At 71.7% G+C, this 18,863-nt stretch carries 17 protein-coding genes; 8 read left to right on the top strand and 9 right to left on the bottom strand.

The features are described 5' to 3' along the window. Window positions 1–631: 631 nt before the first annotated feature. The gene (mmuM, locus tag ACQPZZ_RS14230) at window positions 632–1,486 is read left to right on the top strand and encodes a homocysteine S-methyltransferase (RefSeq protein WP_432932286.1); all 855 of its coding nucleotides are present in this window, start codon (window positions 632–634) and stop codon (window positions 1,484–1,486) included. Window positions 1,487–1,582: 96 nt separating this feature from the next. Here mmuM and ACQPZZ_RS14225 read toward each other — a convergent pair whose 3' ends face one another. Both ACQPZZ_RS14225 and ACQPZZ_RS14220 read right to left on the bottom strand, forming a co-directional pair. Next, window positions 1,583–3,121 carry an MDR family MFS transporter gene (locus tag ACQPZZ_RS14225; RefSeq protein ID WP_432932285.1) on the bottom strand — a complete coding sequence of 513 codons (1,539 nt, stop codon included), beginning with the start codon at window positions 3,119–3,121 and terminating at the stop codon, window positions 1,583–1,585. A 227-nt stretch (window positions 3,122–3,348) separates the two neighbouring features. Beyond that, window positions 3,349–4,047: a lysophospholipid acyltransferase family protein gene (locus ACQPZZ_RS14220; RefSeq protein ID WP_432932283.1), complete on the bottom strand. Its 699-nt coding sequence runs from the start codon at window positions 4,045–4,047 to the stop codon at window positions 3,349–3,351. Between the two features lie 118 nt (window positions 4,048–4,165). Between ACQPZZ_RS14220 and ACQPZZ_RS14215 the strand changes: the two genes are divergently transcribed. Together ACQPZZ_RS14215 and ACQPZZ_RS14210 are read left to right on the top strand one after the other, a co-directional pair. Next, window positions 4,166–4,930 (top strand): alpha/beta hydrolase, encoded by a 765-nt coding sequence (locus ACQPZZ_RS14215; protein WP_432932282.1) that lies wholly within the window; start codon window positions 4,166–4,168, stop codon window positions 4,928–4,930. A 12-nt stretch (window positions 4,931–4,942) separates the two neighbouring features. After that, entirely contained in the window at window positions 4,943–5,410 is a 468-nt protein-coding gene (locus tag ACQPZZ_RS14210) for a hypothetical protein (RefSeq protein WP_432932280.1), read from the top strand. A gap of 46 nt (window positions 5,411–5,456) precedes the next feature. On the opposite strand, the gene ACQPZZ_RS14205 is transcribed toward ACQPZZ_RS14210, so the two are convergent. The 7 genes from ACQPZZ_RS14205 to ACQPZZ_RS14175 all read right to left on the bottom strand — a co-directional run bounded on the left by ACQPZZ_RS14205 (window position 5,457) and on the right by ACQPZZ_RS14175 (window position 11,606). Further along, window positions 5,457–6,659, bottom strand: coding sequence for a hypothetical protein (locus ACQPZZ_RS14205; RefSeq protein ID WP_432932278.1), 1,203 nt, complete (start codon window positions 6,657–6,659; stop codon window positions 5,457–5,459). Window positions 6,660–6,825: 166 nt separating this feature from the next. Further along, window positions 6,826–7,638: an endonuclease/exonuclease/phosphatase family protein gene (locus ACQPZZ_RS14200; RefSeq protein ID WP_432932276.1), complete on the bottom strand. Its 813-nt coding sequence runs from the start codon at window positions 7,636–7,638 to the stop codon at window positions 6,826–6,828. A gap of 4 nt (window positions 7,639–7,642) precedes the next feature. Continuing rightward, window positions 7,643–8,584, bottom strand: a complete 942-nt coding sequence (locus ACQPZZ_RS14195; protein WP_363637030.1) for an ROK family glucokinase — start codon at window positions 8,582–8,584, stop codon at window positions 7,643–7,645. 202 nt (window positions 8,585–8,786) lie between these two features. After that, the gene (locus ACQPZZ_RS14190) at window positions 8,787–9,233 is read right to left on the bottom strand and encodes a DUF5304 family protein (protein ID WP_432932274.1); all 447 of its coding nucleotides are present in this window, start codon (window positions 9,231–9,233) and stop codon (window positions 8,787–8,789) included. Further along, window positions 9,230–10,390: an ArsA family ATPase gene (locus ACQPZZ_RS14185; protein ID WP_432932272.1), complete on the bottom strand. Its 1,161-nt coding sequence runs from the start codon at window positions 10,388–10,390 to the stop codon at window positions 9,230–9,232. Before ACQPZZ_RS14185 ends, ACQPZZ_RS14190 begins: the two co-directional genes overlap by 4 nt. Next, entirely contained in the window at window positions 10,387–10,824 is a 438-nt protein-coding gene (locus ACQPZZ_RS14180) for an SRPBCC family protein (RefSeq protein WP_432932270.1), read from the bottom strand. Before ACQPZZ_RS14180 ends, ACQPZZ_RS14185 begins: the two co-directional genes overlap by 4 nt. A 14-nt stretch (window positions 10,825–10,838) precedes the next feature. Further along, the gene (locus tag ACQPZZ_RS14175) at window positions 10,839–11,606 is read right to left on the bottom strand and encodes a metallophosphoesterase family protein (RefSeq protein WP_432932268.1); all 768 of its coding nucleotides are present in this window, start codon (window positions 11,604–11,606) and stop codon (window positions 10,839–10,841) included. 237 nt (window positions 11,607–11,843) lie between these two features. Here ACQPZZ_RS14175 and ACQPZZ_RS14170 point away from each other — a divergent pair, with 237 nt between their 5' ends. The 5 genes from ACQPZZ_RS14170 (at window position 11,844) to ACQPZZ_RS14150 (ending at window position 18,804) form a co-directional block, all read left to right on the top strand. Further along, window positions 11,844–13,643, top strand: a complete 1,800-nt coding sequence (locus tag ACQPZZ_RS14170; protein WP_432932266.1) for an AMP-dependent synthetase/ligase — start codon at window positions 11,844–11,846, stop codon at window positions 13,641–13,643. Between the two features lie 233 nt (window positions 13,644–13,876). Next, entirely contained in the window at window positions 13,877–14,710 is an 834-nt protein-coding gene (locus ACQPZZ_RS14165; RefSeq protein WP_432932264.1) for an SAM-dependent methyltransferase, read from the top strand. Window positions 14,711–14,884: 174 nt separating this feature from the next. Further along, complete coding sequence (locus tag ACQPZZ_RS14160) at window positions 14,885–15,901, top strand: RNA polymerase sigma factor (RefSeq protein WP_432932262.1); 1,017 nt, start codon at window positions 14,885–14,887, stop codon at window positions 15,899–15,901. A gap of 276 nt (window positions 15,902–16,177) precedes the next feature. After that, window positions 16,178–17,077 carry a manganese catalase family protein gene (locus tag ACQPZZ_RS14155; RefSeq protein WP_432932260.1) on the top strand — a complete coding sequence of 300 codons (900 nt, stop codon included), beginning with the start codon at window positions 16,178–16,180 and terminating at the stop codon, window positions 17,075–17,077. A 395-nt stretch (window positions 17,078–17,472) separates the two neighbouring features. Next, complete coding sequence (locus ACQPZZ_RS14150; RefSeq protein ID WP_432932258.1) at window positions 17,473–18,804, top strand: Nramp family divalent metal transporter; 1,332 nt, start codon at window positions 17,473–17,475, stop codon at window positions 18,802–18,804. Window positions 18,805–18,863: the final 59 nt, after the last annotated feature.

Raw genomic sequence — 18,863 nt, 5'->3', positions numbered from 1 at the left:
GGGGTGGGTGCGGGACGCCGCGGCTCCCTCACCCCTCCCGTGTCGGGCCGGTCGTCGCGTCCACCTGCGGGGACGGGAGACCGGCGGCGCAGCAACCGATTGATGAGCCCTTTCAGCCCCATGTGCCGCCAACGCACCGAGCCGGCGATCGGTTCCCCTGAGGGTCGCGGCGCGCCACGGGCGCGCCCGGCTCGATCCCTCCCGGCACGCCACCCGCGACCGCCCAGCACGAGGTCGACCGCAGCAGCAGCCGTCGACGTCCGCGACAACGTCGACGCCGGCACCGAGCGAGCACCGAGCGTGCGCGCGCCCCGGCTCGGTCTCAGGCCTCCTGGCAGGCCGGGACCCAACCGGGAAACCGGGGGCAGGCAGGCCGGGCAAGCCGGGGCCAAACCGGGAGGCCGGGACCAAACCGAGGCCAAACCGGGAGGCCGGGGCAGGCCGGGGCAGGCCGGAACCAAACCGGGGACAAACCGGGAGGCCGGGACCAGTCCGGGGCCAGGCCGGCTCGCGTGCCGGGAGAGACCAGGACCGAGGCTCACCGCGCCGCGCTTCGTCCTGCCCCGCGGCTCGGCGTCGTCCGCCTCCCCCGGCTCATATCCATCTCCCTCAGCACGTAATGTTGCCGGGTATGAACCCAATCGTCCTCGACGGCGGCCTCGCCACGCACCTGGAGGCACTCGGCTGCGACCTGAGCGACGACCTGTGGTCGGCACGGCTACTCGCCGACGATCCCGACGTCATCCGGCGGGCGCACCTCGACTACTTCCAGGCCGGGGCCGACGTCGCCACCACGGCGAGCTACCAGGCGAGCATCCCCGGGTTCGTACGGCACGGACTGACCCCCCGGCAGGCCCGCGACCTCATCGGGCTGTCGGTGCGGATCGCCGTACAGGCGAGGGACGAGGCCGGGCATGGGCTGGTCGCCGCGAGCGTGGGACCGTACGGCGCCTACCTGGCCAACGGCGCGGAATACACCGGCGACTACGACCTCGACGAGGACGGCCTGGCCGACTGGCATCGGGAACGTTTCGAGATCCTCGCCGGGGCCGGGGCCGACCTGCTGGCTTGCGAGACGATCCCGTCTCGTGCCGAGGCGCGGGCGCTCGCGAGGCTCCTGCGCGAGACGCCGTCCGTACGGGCGTGGGTCACCTTCTCCTGCCGTGACGGCGAGCACATCAGCGACGGAACACCGTTCGAGGAGTGTGCGGCGATCTTCGCCGGCCTCCCTCAGGTGGTAGCCGTGGGGGTGAACTGCACCGCGCCGCGCTTCATGCCCGATCTGATCAAACACGGAGCCTCGATCGTCTACCCGAACTCCGGCGAGACATGGGACGCCACGAACCGCCGATGGCTGGGTCTCGCCGATCCCGTCGAGTTCGGCAGGGCGGCGGCCGGTTGGGCCTCGCTCGGCGCCCGTTATGTGGGCGGCTGCTGCCGCACGGCCCCCGCCCATATCCGTGAGATCCGCGCGCACCTCGCCTGACGCCGTCCCGACCGCGCACCGCCGGACCGGCGCACGCCGCACACCCTGACCGCGCACGCCCGGACCGCGGCTCCGCACAACGGATACGCGCCGGCGTCAGCCCATCGCGGCCGGGCCCTCGGTGTTCCGCGCGGCGAGCGGGATCTCCTTGAGGAAGAGGGCCACGACCAGCGCGAGTGCGACGAAGGGCAGGCTGGCGAGGAACACGTCGTCGATCGCGCTGGTGAACGCGACCAGCACATGGTCCTTGACCGGCTGCGGCAGCCGCTGGATCGCCTGCACGTTGTTGGCGTCCACGCGCCCGGGCGGCATCTTGCCGCCGAACTCGGCGGCCAGGTAGTGGGTGAGCCGGTTGGTGAGGACCGCGCCCATGATCGCCGTGCCGATGGCGGCGCCCATCGACCGGAAGAACGTCGTCGAGCTCGTCGCCACGCCCATGTCGCTGCGCTCCACCGCGTTCTGGATCGCCGTGACGATGGTCTGCATGGTGAATCCGAGCCCGGCGCCGAAGAAGTAGGCGTAGACCGCCACCTGCCAGTACGGCGTGTCCACCTTGATCGTGGAAAGCAGCCACATGGCCACCAGGAGGACCGCCCCGCCCAGAATCGGGAAGATCTTGTATCGGCCGGTGCGGCTCATGATCTGCCCCGACGCGATGGACGTGGAGAAGATGCCGCAGACCGCCGGCAGCAGTGCCAGGCCCGACACTGTCGGCGACATCCCCTGGACCGCCTGGAGGTAGACCGGCAGGAAGATCATGCCGCCGAACATCGCCAGACCCGCGAGGAAGCTGAAGCCGTTGCCCACGCTGAAGATCTTGTTGCGGAACAGCCGCATCGGCAGGATCGGCTCGGCCGCCCGCAACTCGACGAACACGAACAGGGCCGCGAGCGCCACGAATGCGGTGAGGAGGGCCAGCGCGCCGGGAGAGGTCCAGCCGAGTTCGCCGCCCGCCCAGTCGAGGTAGAGCAGGAAGCACGACACACCGGCCACGATCAGCCCCGCGCCCAGATAGTCGATGCGGTGGCTGCGGCGGGTGAAGGGGATCCGCAGCGCCATCGAGGTCACGACGAGCGAGATGAGCCCGATCGGGAGGTTGATCCAGAAGATCCACCGCCAGCCGGGGCCGTCGGTGAAGAAGCCGCCGAGCAGCGGCCCCGCGACGCTGGAGGTGCCCCAGACGGCTCCGAAGTAGCCCTGGTATCGGCCGCGCTCACGCGGCGGGATGACGTCGCCGATGATGCTGAACGCCAGCGCCATCAGGCCGCCGCCGCCCAGGCCCTGGATCGCCCGGAAACCGATGAGCTCGCCGATGTTCTGGCTCAGCCCGGCCAGCACCGAGCCGAGCAGGAAGATGCCGATGGCGGTCTGGAAGATGATCCGCCTGCCGTACAGGTCGGAGATCTTGCCCCATAGCGGGGTCGCCGCGGTCGAGGTGAGCAGGTAGGCGGTTACCACCCACGACAGCTTGTCGAGGCCGCCGAGTTCGCTGACGATGCGCGGCAGGGCCGTGCCGACGATGCTCTGGTCGAGGGCGGCCAGCAGCATTCCCGCCGCCACCCCGGAGAGCACGACGAGGATCTGGCGGTGCGGCAGATAGCCGGACTCGGCCTGCTGCTCTTCGCGGACGCTCATCCGGCGCACCCGCGAACGACGTCCCTGGAGGCGGGCCTGCTCGCCGGGATCGTGGCCGGGCTGCCCGCTCCGTTGTCCGCTCCGTTGTCAGTTTCGTGCCTGCGGGCGCCGGGCGTGGCCCATGTGCCGTGCCTGTGTGCTGGCATGCTCTACGCCTTCCGATCCTGAGGACGTGTCTGAACCGTGCGCGGCGGACATCGCCACGTTACCCGTCCGGTCCGGAAGTATTAGGAATTCTCGCGAGCTGCCCTCGTCGTTTCCGTCTTGGCCGCCGAGGCGTACTTGTCGACGTACTCCTGGCCCGACAGCTCCATCAGCGCGTACATGATTTCGTCCGTCACCGCGCGCAGGACGAGTCGGTCGTTTTCCATCCCGTAGTAGCGGGAGAAGTCGAGCGGCTTGCCGTACCGGACTCCGGGGCGGATGCCGAACTTGGGGATCGGCCGGCCGGGCGGCATCATCTCGAACGTGTTGACCATGGCCCACGGGATCACCGGCGCCCGGGCCTCCAGCGCGAGCCGGGCCACGCCCGTCTTGCCCTTGTAGAGGCGGCCGTCGGGCGAGCGGGTTCCCTCGGGGTAGATGCCGAGCACCTGGTTCTCCCTGAGGATGCGCAGACCGGTGCGGAGCGCCGCCTCGCTCGCCTTGCCGCCGGAACGGTCGATCGGCACGGTGCCGACGCCGGAGAAGAAGGCGCGGCTCACCATTCCCTTGAGTCCGCGGCCGGTGAAATACTCCGCCTTGCCCAAAGAGATCACTTTGCGGGGCAGGAATCCGGCCCCGAAGAAGTGGTCCGCGAACGACAGGTGGTTTCCGGCCAGGATGACCGGTCCCTCCTTCGGCACGTTCTCCACCCCCTCGGCCCAGGGGCGGAACACGAAGCGGAGGATGGGCCAGAGGATGGCCTTCACCACCCAATAAAACACGCGGGCACCCCCTCGGCTCAGATGTGCAGTCATCTTCGCACGCCCAGCCCTCTCGCACTAACGCTGACCAACGTGCGAGTATCGGGCGGAACACGCCGCCGTTTCACGGAGGTATCCCATGCCAGTGCTGCCCGGTGCGGAGCCGTACCACCACGAGGGCGGCGAGATCGGCGTCCTGCTCTGTCACGGGTTCACCGGCTCGCCGCAGTCCCTCCGGCCATGGGGCGAACACCTCGCCCGTGCGGGGCTCACGGTGTCCCTGCCACGCCTGCCCGGTCACGGCACGACGTGGCAGGAGATGAGCCGCACGCGCTGGGAGGACTGGTACGCCGAGCTGGACAAGGCGTTCGCCGATCTGCGCGGCCGGTGCACGCAGGCGTTCGCGATGGGCCTGTCCCTCGGCGGCTGCATGGCGCTGCGCCTGGCCGAGGTCCACGGCGACGCCGTGACGGGCGTCGTCGTGGTGAACCCGTCCGTGATCAACGACGTGCCGCTGCTGCGGCTGGCTCCGGCGCTCAAGTACGTCGTACGCTCGATCCCGGGGGTCGCGGGCGACATCAAGAAGGAGGGCGCGAGCGAGCTCGGCTACCCGCGCACGCCCGTCCGGGCCGCCGCCACGCTGCCCCGGCTGTGGAAGCTCGTCCAGTCCGACATCGCCAAGGTGACCCAGCCGGTGCTGGTGTTCCACAGCAGGGACGACCATGTGGTAAAGCCGGAGAGCGTCGCGTTCCTGCAGGCCAGGATGGGAAACAATCTGGAGGTCAGAGAGCTGGCGGACAGCTACCATGTCGCCACCCTCGACAACGACGCGCCTGTGATCTTCGAAGGGAGCCTGGAGTTCATCCGCTCCCACACCTCGGTACCCTTGACCAAGGACTTGTGACCCGGGATCGACGTGACGCCGCAAAGTGACGAGGACGAGGTCTGGCGCCAGATCGTCGCCTCGTTCAACGAGACAGCCGAGGACGCCTCGGCCGAACAGCCATGGCCCGACCGGGAGAACATCACCGAGGAGACCGTCGCCGGGGGCACCGGCGACAGCGCCCCCGGCGACGGGACCCGGGACGTCGAGGAGACCGGCGAGCAGCAGCCCGCCGCGCCGGTCGGCGACGACGAGGACCACTACATCCCGCCGCCCCCTCCGCCGCTTCCGCCGGGGGACGCGCTCAGCCGGATCTCCTGGCTGGCGCTGTTCGGCGGTCCCGCCTACCTGCTCCTGGCCGCTCTGCTGCACTGGCCCATGGACGGCTGGATCGTGTTCGCCGCGGTGTCGGCGTTCATCGCGGGGTTCGTGATCCTCGTCGTGCGCATGGGCGACGGCCCGCCGGCCGACTCCGGCTGGGACGACGGCGCGGTCGTCTGATTACCGGCACCCACCCCGCCCCGGCCGCCCTCACCGCGCGGGATTCTCAATCCGCGCTGGGGGCCGCCTCCACCGCCGCCGCGTCCGCGCCGCCGGACGGCGGGGCGAACCGCTCCACGAGGTCGACGTAGCGGCTCTTTCCGTCCAGCGTGTGCCCGACCGCCATCGTGAGGTCGTCGACGTGCGCGACCGCCTGGAGCCGCACCGTGCGATCCGCGGCCGCCTCCTGGCCGCGCAGCGTCGTCCAGCGCGAGCCGTCGTACCGGAGCAGGAAGCCCTCCGTCTCGTGTCCCGGGTCGTATCCGGAGATCCAGAAGGTGCCGTCGCCGTCGCCGGTGACGCCGTACAGTTCGGCGCGCCGCTCCGGCGGCGTCACCCGCTTCCAGTGCCGGCCGTCCCATTCGAGGACCAGCGGGGAGATGCCGCCGCTCTGGTAGACGCCGCCGATCGCGACCGCGCGCTTGCGGCCGTCCGCGTACACGTCCCGCAGGAAACCGCCCTTGATCTCCGGCAGGTCGGCCTGTTTCCACCCGCTGCCGGTCAGGCGCATGGCCAGGGGGCCCGAGCCGGAGTCGCCCACCGCCCAGCCGTCGGACCGGCCCGCGAGCGCCACGCCGTACATCGCGCCCTCCGGGCCCTGGCCGGTCTTCCAGGTCGTGCCCTTGGCGGCGCCGCCGCTGCTCAGCAGGAAGGCCTTGCCGTCCCGGCTGCCGACCGCGACCAGCCGGCCGGAGGAGGCGGCGACGCCGCCGAGCCAGTCCCCCGTGCGCAGTTGCGGCACGCCGACGCGGTCGAACCCGTCGCGCGAGCCCTTCGCGACGTACGGCAGGCCGTCGTGGCCGTCGCCGACCGCCCAGATCTCGGTGGCGGAGGCGGCGGCGACGGACCGCAGGTGCCCGGCGCCGGTGGCGTCGCCCCGGATCGGCACCTCGCTCCAGGAGGATCCGTTCCAGTGGGTGATGACGCCCTGGTTGCGCCAGAAGTCCCACGCGTTCGCCTGGCCCACGGCCCAGATGTCCTTGGCCGACAGGCCGGCGACGTCGGACAGCGAACCGTCGGACTGGAGTCGTCCGGTGGAGGAACCCGCGTCCTGGGCGACCTCGTCCCCCGACGGGCTGCGCTCCGCCTGGGCGCGGTCGGTCCCTGCGTACGCGTGCGCGACCGATGTGGCGCGCGGGAGGAGTCCGGCCAGCAGGCCGGCGAACAGCACACACAACGGCACCGCACGCCGTATGAGGCGGCGGGTCATGAAACGATCGTACGGGTGAGCGGGCACTCCCCGTCACACAGGCCGCGAATCCGATTACCCGGAGATGCGGGTGCGCGGCGGTGTCACTCCTGCCCGACCGGAGGGAATCCGGGTGCCCGCCGTCCCCTGCGACCAGCGCGTACGCCGGACGCGGGCGAAGGGGGCGTCAGGCCCGCGCGGACGACGTGAAGGCGATCTCGGCGACGACCGGCCGATGGTCGCTCGCGACGGCCAGGTCGCCGGGCGGGACGTCCGCGCCGCCGTACGACACGACGGTCAGGTCCGGACCCGCGAAGATCGCGTCGATGCGCACGCGGGGATCGCGGGCCGGGAACGTCGCGCCGGCCCGGCCGGCGTCCCCGTCCGCGGCGGTCTCCAGCCCGGTGATCGGCCCAATGATCGGCCCGGTTTCCGGCGCGGTCTTCGACCCGGTTGCCGAACCGGTTGCCGGCGTGGGGCCTCGCGCGGCCGTGAAACAGTCCGTGTAGCGGCCGCCGAGCAGGCGCCAGACCGGGGCTCCGGGAGCCTCGTTGAGATCACCGGCGAGCACCGGCGCGGCCCCGAACTCGCGGGCGGCGCGCTCCAGGAGCGGCACGATCTGGGCGGCGTGGCTCAGGCGCGCCGCCGCCAGGAGATCGAGATGGGCCGAGCACACGGCGTATCTCTCGCGGTCCTTCTCCACCACGGCGAGCGCGACGGAGCGCCACTCGAGCCCGGCGAACCACCGCAGGCGGTGCCCACGCCCGTGCAGGAGCCGTACGGCAGGGGCGATCAGGACGGCGGTCCCGCCCACCCGGCCGCCGGCTGCCACGGACAGACCGGCCGCGCGGGCCAGCGTGCGCCGCTCCCGCCGCCAGCCCGGCAGGCGGGGGGCCTCCTGGAGGCACAGGACGTCCGGCCGGAGGGCCCGGATCACCCGGACCAGCGCCCTCCGGTCGTCCCTGAGCCCCCGGACGTTGTAGGTCGCGACCCGCAGCACGCCGTCAGCGGAGCCGGGCGAGATCACCGGCTCCGACCAGCCCGGCCGACGGGCCCATTTCGGCCACCCTGATCTCGGCGAGCGGGCGGTGCCCCCGGCCGGTCAGCCGCGCGGCGAACTCCTCACGCACCCGGTCGACGAACAGGTCCGCTGCGCCGGAGACGCCGCCGCCGATGATGAAGCACCCGGGGTCGAGGACCGCGGCCAGGTCGGCCAGTCCCTGGGCGAGCCAGCCGGCGAGCGACTCGAAGGCGTCGATAGCCGCCCGGTCGCCCCGGCGCGCCGCCTCGGTCACGTGCTCGCCCTGGATGCCCTCGACCGAGCCGCCGAGCCGCAGCAGGTGCGTGGCGCCCGCGGGGTCGGCCTGCGCGTTGTCCCTGGCCTCCATCAGCAGCGAACTGCCGCTGGCGTACCGCTCCCAGCAGCCGCTGTTGCCGCAGCCGCAGGCGCGGCCGCCGGGCACCGCCTGCATGTGGCCGAGCTCGGCGCCCATCCCCCACCGTCCGCGGTAGAGCTCGCCGCCCAGCACGATGCCGCCACCGATGCCCGTGCCCACGGTCACGCACACGACGTGGCTCTCGCCCCGGCCCGCGCCGAAGCGGTACTCACCCCATGCCATGGCGTTGGCGTCGTTCTCGACGACTACCGGCAGGCCGACCAGCTCGCCCACCTTCTCGCGCAGCGGCTCCTCGCGCCAGGCGAGGTTGGGGGCGAAGCGGATGACCGAGCGGGTCTCGTCGACGAAGCCCGCCGCGCCGATGCCGACCGCCTCGACCTCGTGCCGGGCCGCGAGCTCGGCCACCGCGTCGGCGATCGTGAGCGCCATCTTCTCCGGGCTGCCCGCCGGGCTGTGCCGCAGACCACGCTCGAGTATGGCGCCGTCCTCGCCGACGACACCATACGCGATCTTGGTACCGCCCACGTCCACGCCGATGGTCAGCGCCATGCTGTCTTCCTTCCGCCCGATCCGCTTCAACACGAGCCGCTTCCACAGGAACCGCTTCCGCACGAGCCGCTTCCACCGGAGCGTCGTTCACACGAGCCGCTTCCGCCGGAGCCGGTTTCACACGAGGCATCACGCCGCGCCGATTGAAGCCGATCGAGCCGGGTTGTGGCAATCCCGCCGTCGCCCGCCTTCAACCTGGGCGTCAGCCCAGGTCTATGTGCTCCACCTTCGGCTCACCGGACCGCCGTTCCCCGGCCGGGTGCGCCCTGCCGCTCGCCGGGGGCCGCTGCAGGGCGTCGACCGCCTGCCGGAAGGCCGCGAAGAGCTCCCCGCCCGCCGCGATCAGATGGCCGGTGACGTCGCCTCCGGCCTCGCGGCGCGCGGCGATGACCCGGCACACCGGGCAGGCCCGGCAGACGTACTCGTCGTGGTCCTCGGAGACGGCCTCGCTCCACACGTCGTCACCCCGGCCGCCCGCGCCGGCTCCGCCGAAGGCGGACCCGAAGCCGCTCACACCGCCCTTCACCAGGCCCTTGCCGAACTCTCGGCCCATCCGCCGTTGTACGGCGTCCAGCAGCTTCATCGCCTCCTCCGCGGCCGACCCGAGCGGGTCCTGGCTGCGCGGGGTGGTGTCGTTGGAATCCGTCATATCGCCCCTCCTGCCTCGAACCGTACCCGGAGCCGGCCGTTCCGGAGCGCGGCCGAGGAGATCTCACGGCGGGCGAGGGCGGCGGGCAGGGCGATGACGCGCCGGTAGGACCCGGCGGTGACGATGATCTCGTCCCCCTTGCGGGCGAGGTCGAGGTCGTCGCGGTCGGCGAGCGGCAGCGACAGGGCCAGCTCGTCCGCGGTGAACCTCAGCGGCGGCTCGACGTCCGGGCGCGCGAAGGGGTCCCGGTCCGCGTACATCCGCGCGGCGAGCCCCGCGAGGGCGGCGGTCCCCACCGGCTCCGCCGGGAGATAGGGGACGGTGAGGACGGGCAGCGGCGCGAACGACTCGTGCACGGTGGCGAGCTGCCTGGCCTGGGCCTCCACCCAGCCCAGCCGCCACTCGTCGGCGCCCTCCGCCGGAAAGACCCGGTTGGCGATCACCGCGTCGACGCGATAGCCGTACAGGCTGAGAGAGGTGAGCGTACGGCGGGCCTCGGCGACGACCACGGCCTCGGGGGTCAGCACGAGCCGCACGGACGCGTCGTCGCCGGTGAGCAGCGCGCGCACCTCGAGCAGGCCCCGGTGCAGCCGCTCCCCCGCCGAGACGACCTGGCCCTCGGGCACACTCACCTTGGCGACATGCCGGATGACCGGCGACAACGCCCTGAGCATCCGCCTGCCCGCCGGGAGCAGCCGGTTGACGTGCCAGTCGAGCGCCTCGGGCAGGGCGAGCAGGCGCAGCGTCTCCGCGGTCGGCGCGCAGTCGACGACGATCACGTCCCAGCGGCCGGTGCGGGCCTGCTCGCGCAGTTCGAGCAGCGCGAGGATCTCCTCGGCGCCCGGCAGCACGGTGATCTCCTCGGCGGTGACCTCGTCGAGGCCGAGCTCCGCCAGCACGTTGCCGGCGTAGTCGCGTAACTCGCCCCAGTGCCGCTCCAGCGACTTCTGGGTGTCCACCTGCTGCAGGTGCAGGCCGGGGGCGGCCTCGACCGGCTCGGCCGAGGGCGGCACGCCGAGCGCGTCGGCGAGCGAGTGCGCCGTGTCGGTGGAGACGACCAGCGTCTTGTTGCCGCGCTCGGCGGCGAGCGTGGCGGTCGCGGCGGCGGCCGTGGTCTTGCCGACCCCGCCCTTCCCCGTGAAGAGGAGGGTCCTCATCGGCTCTCGACGCGCCGCTTGAGCCCCTTCAGCGCGGTGTCGACGATGACCTTCTCGGCCTTGCGCTTGATCATGCCGATCATCGGGACCTTCAGGTCCACGGCGAGGTCGTAGGTGACCTCGGTGCCGCCGCCGTTCTCGGCCAGGCGGTAACTGCCGGTCAGGCCCGAGAGCATCTTCCCGGTCTCGGTCATCCGCCAGCTCACGCCCGCGTCGTCGTCCCAGTCGTACCCGAGGACGTACTCGTCGCTGATCACGCCCGCGTCGAGGACGAAGCGGACCCGGGAGGCACGGCCGTCGGCGTCCGTCTCCAGGACCTCGGCCTTCTTCACCTGGCCGGCCCACTCCGGATAAGAGGGGAAGTCGGCGATGACGGCCATGATTGTCGACCGGCCGGCGCCGATCGTGATGCTCGACGAAGTGCGATCAGCCATGCGCCAACCGTACTTCACCATTCCAGGGCGAAAGGCGTGCCGCTGCCGCGGAAGTGGCCGACGTTGACGCATTCCGTGCGACCGACACGGGTGCGGCTGACCAGCGGCTGGTGGACGTGACCGAACAACGCCAAGCGCGGCTGCGTCCTCCTGATCGCCTCCAGCGTGGCCTCGCTCCCCCGTTCGAACCGCCGGGCCACCACGTCGTACAGCAGGTCGGGGATGGCGGGCGGGATGTGGCAGCACAACACGTCCACCTCGCCCACCGCCTCGACCTTGCGCGCGTACTCCTCGTCGTCGATCTCGTACGGCGTGCGGTACTTCGTGCGCAGGCCGCCGCCGACGAACCCGAAGGTCAGCCCGCCGATCTCGACGACCTCGCCGTCCAGGACCCGCTGCCCTGGCCGCAGGTGGTCGGCCCACAGGCGCGGCAGGTCCACGTTGCCGTACGTGAGGTAGGCCGGCGTCGGCATGGCCGAGAAGATCTCCTCGTACTGGCGCCGGACCGCGGCCTCCATGAGGTCGCGGGGGTCTCCGTCGAGGGAGGCCCACAGGCCGGCGGACAGTTCCCTCGCCTCGTCGAAGCGGCCCGCCGCGCGCAGGTCCACGTACTCGCTCGCCCTCTGCGGGCCGAACAGGTCGGGGAAGATGCCCTGTGAGTGGTCGGCGTAGTCGATGAAAAGGAGCAGGTCGCCGAGGCAGATCAGGGCGTCGGCCCCGTCGCCCGCGCGGGCGAGCGCGTCGGCCCGGCCGTGGACGTCGCTGACCACGTGGATGCGCATGCCGACATGGTAACGGCCGCTTTACCTAGCAACCGCTTGGGTCACGGAAAGGTGTCGGACCCGGCGTCTCGGGGACACTGATAGCGTCGATTTGTCCCTGGATAACGCCTGGGTGACGAATCTACCCACGCGTAACATCGCGCGGTAGCGTCCAGTGAGACACAAAGAGTCATGCCCGCAACGCGGCCCCTGCCCTGCGCTCCGGGGACCGCGCGGCCGTGCGCGAAGGAGTGACCCGTGCGCGAGTTCAGCGTTCCCGTGCTGGTGGACGTGCCTCCGTCCGCGAACTGCACCGACGTGGTGTTCCAGCGCGGCGTGGACGAGCCGGACGCCGTCGTCATCCGCCGCAAGGAGGGCGAGGCTCCGGGCACGCCGTGGACACCGGTCACCGCGGCCCAGTTCAGGGATCAGGTGGCGGCCGTCGCCAAGGGCCTGATCGCCGCCGGGATCGAGCCCGGCGACCGGGTCGCCCTGATGTCGCGCACCCGGTACGAGTGGACGGTCGCGGACTACGCCATCTGGGCGGCGGGCGCGGTCGGGGTGCCGGTCTACGAGACCTCCTCCGCCGACCAGGTGAAGTGGATCCTGAGCGACAGCGGGACCAAGGCCGCGATCGTCGAGCAGGCCGCCCACGAGGAGACCGTACGCGAGGCCGCGCCCGATCTGCCGCTGCTGTGGCGGATCGACGGCGGCGGATTCGCCGAGCTGGAGCGGCTCGGCGCGGAGGTGACCGGCGACACGCTCGCCGAGCGCAGGGCGAGCCGGGGCGGGCGCGACCTCGCCACGATCATCTACACCTCCGGCACGACCGGCATGCCGAAGGGCTGCCGTCTCACCCACGACAACCTGCTGTTCACCGCGCGCAACGTCTCTCTCGGGCCGCTGGAGATGCTGTTCGACGTGGAGGGCCGGGCCGCGCTCCTCTTCCTCCCGCTGGCGCACAGCTTCGCCCGGCTCATCCAGGTCGTCCTGATCGAGACCGGTACGGTGCTCGCGCACAGCCCGAACATGAAGAACGTGGCCCCCGACCTGCGGGAGTTCAAGCCCACGTTCCTGCTGGGCGTGCCGCGCGTGTTCGAGAAGGTCTACAACGCCGCCGAGCAGAAGGCCACGGACGAGGGCAAGGGGAAGATCTTCCACGCCGCCGTACGGGCCGCGATCGAGTGGAGCAAGGCCGAGAGCTCCGGCGGGGCGGGCCTCGGCGCCCGGCTCAAGCACGCGGTCTTCGACAAACTCGTGTACGGCAAGCTGCGGGCGGCCACGGGCGGCGCGCTGACGGCGGCGGTCTCCGGCGGCTCGGCCCTCGGCGAGCGGCTCGGCCACTTCTTCCGCGGTGTGGGCATCGAGGTGTTCGAGGGCTGGGGGCTGACCGAGACCAGCGCGCCCTCGACCGTCAACATCCCGGGCGCCAACAAGATCGGCACGGTCGGCAAGCCGTTCCCCGGCGTGAGCATCCGCATCGCCGACGACGGCGAGATCCTGGTGAAGGGCCGCCACGTCTTCGACGGTTACTGGAACAACGAGCGCGCCACCAAGGAGGCGATCGACCCCGAGGGCTGGTTCCACACCGGGGACGTCGGCCGCCTCGACGACGACGGCTACCTGAGCATCACCGGCCGCAAGAAGGAGATCCTCGTCACCGCCGGCGGCAAGAACGTGGCCCCGGCGCCCCTCGAGGACGCCATCCGCGCGCACCGCCTGATCAGCCAGGTCATGGTCGTCGGTGACGACAGGCCGTTCATCGGGGCGATCGTCACACTCGACCACGAGGCGATGGAGCAGTGGAAGCAGGCCAACGGCCGAGCCGGCGCCTCCATGGCCGAGCTCTGCTCCGACCCTGCGGTCCTCGCCGAGGTGCAGCAGGCCGTGGACGACGCCAACCGGACGGTCTCCAAGGCCGAGCAGATCAAGAAGTTCAGCATCCTCGACATCGAGCTGAGCGAGGAGACCGGCCACGTCACGCCGAAGCAGTCGATCAAGCGGCACGTCGTCGCCCGCGACTTCGCCAAGCAGATCGACGAACTATACGGCGGCTGACTCTCCACGGGGGAGTCGGAGGACGAAAGGTTTCGGTGGGCCGGGCCTGTGTAAATTTCACACACGGCAGTGCTGAGCACCGGATTCTTCGTCTGTGCCGAACCAAGCGAGCTGGTCGGACGCCTTCCTTCGACGCTCGTCGCCGAAAATATCGCAGCGAATCCGCAACGTTGCGGTTCCCTTGGTTATGCTCCAGACGCAATCCGTGATCAAGGATTGGAGAAGGGCGGGCGATGGGCGACAGGGTCGGCAGCTGGAACTGGGCGCACCGCGATCCCGGCTACCTCCCCCCGGAGATCGACACGACCAAGCCCAGCATCGCGCGGGTCTACGACGCGTTCCTGGGCGGCAAGGACAACTTCGCCGTCGACCGCGCGGTCGCCATGGAGGGCATGCGGCACTTCCCCGACCGCGGCGAGGGCGCCCGCAACAACCGCGCCATGCTGTTCCGCGGCGTGAAGTACATGGCGGAGCAGGGCATCGACCAGTTCCTGGACATCGGCTCGGGCCTGCCCACGATGGACAACACCCACTCGGTCGCGCAGCGGATCAACTCCGCCGCGAAGGTCGTCTACGTCGACAACGACCCCATCGTGCTGGCCCACGCGCGGGCGATCCTGCAGACCGACGAGCGCACGCGCGTGATCACCGCGGACCTGCGCGAGCCTGAGGTGATCCTCAGCCATCCCGCGGTCGAGGCCTTCCTCGACTTCTCCCGTCCCGTCGGCCTGCTGCTGGTGGCCGTGGTCCACCATCTCGCCGACGCGGAGGACCCGCAGGGCCTCGTGAACGCCTACAAGGCGCGCCTGGCCCCGGGCAGCTACATGCAGCTCACCCACTTCTGCTCCTGCGCGCCGGAGATGCGCGAACTGGAGGCGGTGCTGCTGCAGATGCTCGGCACCGGACGGGCCAGGGACATGCCCGAGATCGTGCGGTTCTTCGACGGCCTCGACCTGGTCGAGCCCGGCGTGGTGCACGTCCCGGAGTGGCGCCCCGAGGAGCCCGCGTCCTACCCCCTCGACCTCGGCGGCATCTGCGTCGCCGGCGGCATCGGCCGCAAACCCTGACACCCCGTCACGAGCCCGGCCACTGGCCAGGCGCCTGGTCGCCCGGCGCCCGGCGCCGGCCGAAGTACCGGAGCAACCCCACAGCGAAGCCTGCTTCTCGGCCCCTACCGAGATGTCACCGCGCCGGCCGGAAGCTCGCGACACACCTGTGGGCCTGCCGGACATGACGCAGGCATGAACGACACCGACACCGGACCACCGCGCGCCCAGCGCTTCGCCCACATCTACGAGCAGACATATGCCGCGTTACTGCGGTTCGTCGAGCGTCGCGTCCACCCCTCCCACGCCGAGGACGTGATCGCCGACGTGTTCCTCGCCGCCTGGCGGCGCCTGGACGGCCCCACAGGCCGCGCGGGTGCTCGGCATTTCCCCCGTCGCGTTCCGGCTTCGGCTCACCCGGGCCCGGCGTGCCCTGCGCCACCACGCCGACGCGGCCCTCACCACTACAACCCAGCCCGTGGCGACCGCCACCGTGGACCCCCGGAGCACGCGATGAACGACACCCTCGGCCACGCCCTGCGCGACCTCGACCCGGCCGTCACTCCCGCCGACCTGGACACCGGCGCCGACCCCAGGGCTCGTGCCCTGCTGGGGGTGAGCGGTGACAGGGCCGCCGAGGCCCAGGAGAAGTGCCTCGACCGCGCCCAGGACATCGCCAAGCGCACGACCGGGCGCGAGCTCGGCTTCCGGCCCGTGGTGACTGAGGGCAGGGGGCCGTGGACGCTCGTCTACGTCAACGACAGCAGCCATCTGGCCGAGATCAGATGCCTGTTCCGCGATGGCGACATCGCCGCGGCGGGTGGCTCCACGCCGGGGGCCGACGCACAACCGCTTCCGCCGGTTCCCGCGGGGTCGGCGCGGGCCGCCCTCGGCTCGGTCGTGAGCTCGAGTGAGGAGAGCGTGCGTATCGTGACGGGCAGGGTCGGTGCCGGCGTGGTGGGCCTGCAGCTCTCCACGGAGGCGAAAGGCAGCGTGAACGCGACCGTCACCGGCGGCTACTTCGCGGCCTGGTGGCCGGACGCGCCGACGACCGAGGAGCGCGAGAACGCCTCACCTCGTGGCGGCGTCAAGAGCGTCACGACGATCCTCCAGGACGGGTCGCGGCACAGCGTCTCCCCGGAGGAGCTCACCGGCCGGACGAGCGCGCAGTTGAGCACACCTGCCACGGGCGGCTCCGTGAAGCTCGACTGACCCGGCGGCGGCGCCGGGCCTCACGTCCGGCGCCGCCGGAAGCTCCGGTCCTTCCCACCACCCGCTATGGGCGAACAGCGGGTTGTTCGCGCGCAATCGAGGCGTGGGCAGGCACCTGTCCATCCATTGGGCCCTTCGTTAGGTGTCGCTCCTGTGGTCCCGTTGCGCCACGTGTTGGGATTTATGCGTGACCCCCCACCACACGTACCAGCGGGGTCGCGCCCTTGGCCCGCTTAAGGCCTGCGGCTCCCTGTGGTTTCCTACGCAAGGAGTCATATGTTCCGGCACAACCGTCGCCTGCAGTTCGAGGCCCGGCCAGAAAAGCCCGACCCCGTGTACGCGCGCAAGCTCCAGGAGCTCATCGGCGGTGCCTTCGGCGAGATGACGGTCACCATGCAGTACCTGTTCCAGGGCTGGAACTGCCGCATGCCCGGCAAGTACAAAGACCTGATCATGGACATCGCGACCGAGGAGATCGGGCACGTCGAGATGCTCGCCACGATGGTCGCCCGCCTCCTCGAAGGCGCGCCCTCGACCGCGGTCACGAAGATGGCCACCGCCGACCCCGTGCTCGGCGCGGTGCTCGGGGGAATGGACCCGCAGCAGGCCATCGTGGCCGGGGGCGGGCCCCTGCCGGCCGACAGCAACGGGTACCCCTGGAACGGCCGCTACATCGTCGCGAGCGGCAACCTGCTCGCGGACTTCCAGGCGAACGTCGCCGCCGAGGCGCACGGCAGGCTGCAGACCGCCCGGCTGTACCACATGACCGACGACCGGGGCGTGAAGGACATGCTGAAGTTCAACCTCGCCCGCGACACCCTGCACCAGAACCTGTGGCTGAAGGCCATCGAGGAACTGCGGACGGACGGCCTGGAGGACGTCGTGGTGCCCAACGCGCTGTTCGACGAGGAGCACGCCGAGCACGCGGAGACGATCTGGGACGTGTCCGACGGCACCGAGGCCCAGGCGGGCGGCTGGGCGAGCGGGCCGCAGCCCGACGGCCGCCACCGGTTCGCCTATCTCCTCAACCCCGAGCCGCTCGGGGATCCCGCCATGGCCCCGCCGCCGGACCCGAAGCTGTACGACACCTACGACGGCAGCATGGGCGAGCCGAAGGGCCCCGCCCTCGGCACCGAAGTGGGGCCCGTGGGGAAGCTCAAGGACAAGCTCACCTGACCGGCTCCGCCGAGGCGTGAGCGAACGCGGAGGCCGGTCGGGCACCGGCCCTCCGCTCCGGCCGCTCATCTCACCCCCGGAGCCCGCACGGGCCCGCGTGCCGCGCCCGGTGGGCCTGAAGGCCGCCCCGGCGGGGCGCTTGTTCCACGACCGCCTGCCCCGATGGCCGCGCCGATCGTCGGCCCGCGGCACCGCGCCGCGCCATGCCTGTGGGCCGCACGGCGTCACCCTGTGGGCCGCACGGCGTCACCCTGTGGGCCGCACGGCGTCACCCTGTGGGCCGCACCGCGCCACGCCTGTGGGCCGCACGGCGCCACGCCCCAGCACGGCGGGCCGCGACCGCCATGCCGCGAGGCCGCCGCCTCCCGTCCAGACCTGTTTCCTGTGAGGCTTTCGTGCTCGACTCCCGCCGTCCCGTGAACGGGCCCGCGCCCGCCGATCCCGCCGCCGCCGTCCCCGCCACCGCCCATCCCACGGCCGATGCCACCGCGCTTCCCACCACCGCGGATCCCGCCGCGCGGCGGTCGTCGCCGGGCCGCCTGGCGCGGCTGGCCGGCCTGTGCGGCCCCGCCTTCGTCGTCTCCGTGGCGTACGTCGACCCCGGCAACTTCGCGACCAACATGTCGGGCGGCGCCCAGTACGGCACCATGCTGCTGTGGGTGATCGCCGTCGCGAACGTGCTGGCCATGTTCGTGCAGGCGCTGTCGGCCAAGCTCGGCATCGCCACCGGCCGCAACCTTCCGGAGCTGTGCCGGGACACCCTGCCGCGCCGGGTGAGCCTGCCGCTGTGGGTGCAGGCCGAGCTGGTCGCCGCCGCCACCGATCTGGCCGAGTTCATCGGCGGCGCGATCGCCCTGAACCTGCTGTTCGGTGTGCCGCTGCTGCCCGCCGCCGCGATCACGGCCGTCGTCTCCTCGCTGCTGCTGATGCTCGCGCCGCGCGGGCGGCGCAGGTTCGAGGCGACCGTCACGGCGATGCTCGCCGTGGTCCTGGCCGGTTTCGCCTACCAGGTGCTGCTGTCGGGGTCGCTCGCGGGTGTGGCGGGCGGTTTCGTGCCCCGCCTGGCCGGCACCGACAGCCTGCTGCTGGCCACCGGGATCATCGGGGCGACCGTCATGCCCCACGTCGTCTACCTGCACTCGGCCCTCACCCAGCACCAGGGCGGGCACGGGGAGGCGGCGCGCAGGGAGGCCGTGCGCGCCAGCCGGATGGACATCGCCGTCGCCCTCGGCACCGCCGGGCTGGTGAACATGGCGATGCTGACCGTCGCCGCCGCCACGTTCGGAGGCGGCGATCCCGGCAGCCTGCAGGCCATCCACGCCGGTCTCGGGCAGGTCCTCGGCCCCGGGGCGGCCGTCGCGTTCGCGCTCGCCCTGCTCGCCTCCGGACTGGCCTCCTCCAGCGTGGGGACCTACGCCGGGCAGGTGATCATGGCTGGGTTCCTGCGCCGCAGCGTGCCGCTCCTGGCGCGGCGCCTGGTCACGATCATCCCGGCCATGGCGGTCCTGGTCGCAGGGGTGGATCCCACCCGGGCGCTCGTCCTGAGTCAGGTCGCGCTGTCGTTCGGCATCCCGTTCGCCCTGGTGCCGCTCGTGGCGTTCACCGGCAGCAGGAAGCTGATGGGCGACCTCGTCAACCGCCGCCTCACCACCGTCGCCGGCGTCGTCGTCGCCGCCGTGATCAGCGCGCTGAACGGCTTCCTGCTGGTGGAGGTGTTCACCGGCTGAGGTGGCCTTCCTTCACCGAATCCTCCGGAGGAAGCCCGGTCCGCAGCCGGGAAACGAAG

Origin of the sequence: Microbispora sp. CA-135349, from assembly GCF_050947365.1 — a bacterium.
In the GTDB taxonomy this organism is placed as follows: Bacteria; Actinomycetota; Actinomycetes; order Streptosporangiales; family Streptosporangiaceae; genus Microbispora.
This window is presented reverse-complemented; position numbering and strand designations above follow the sequence as displayed.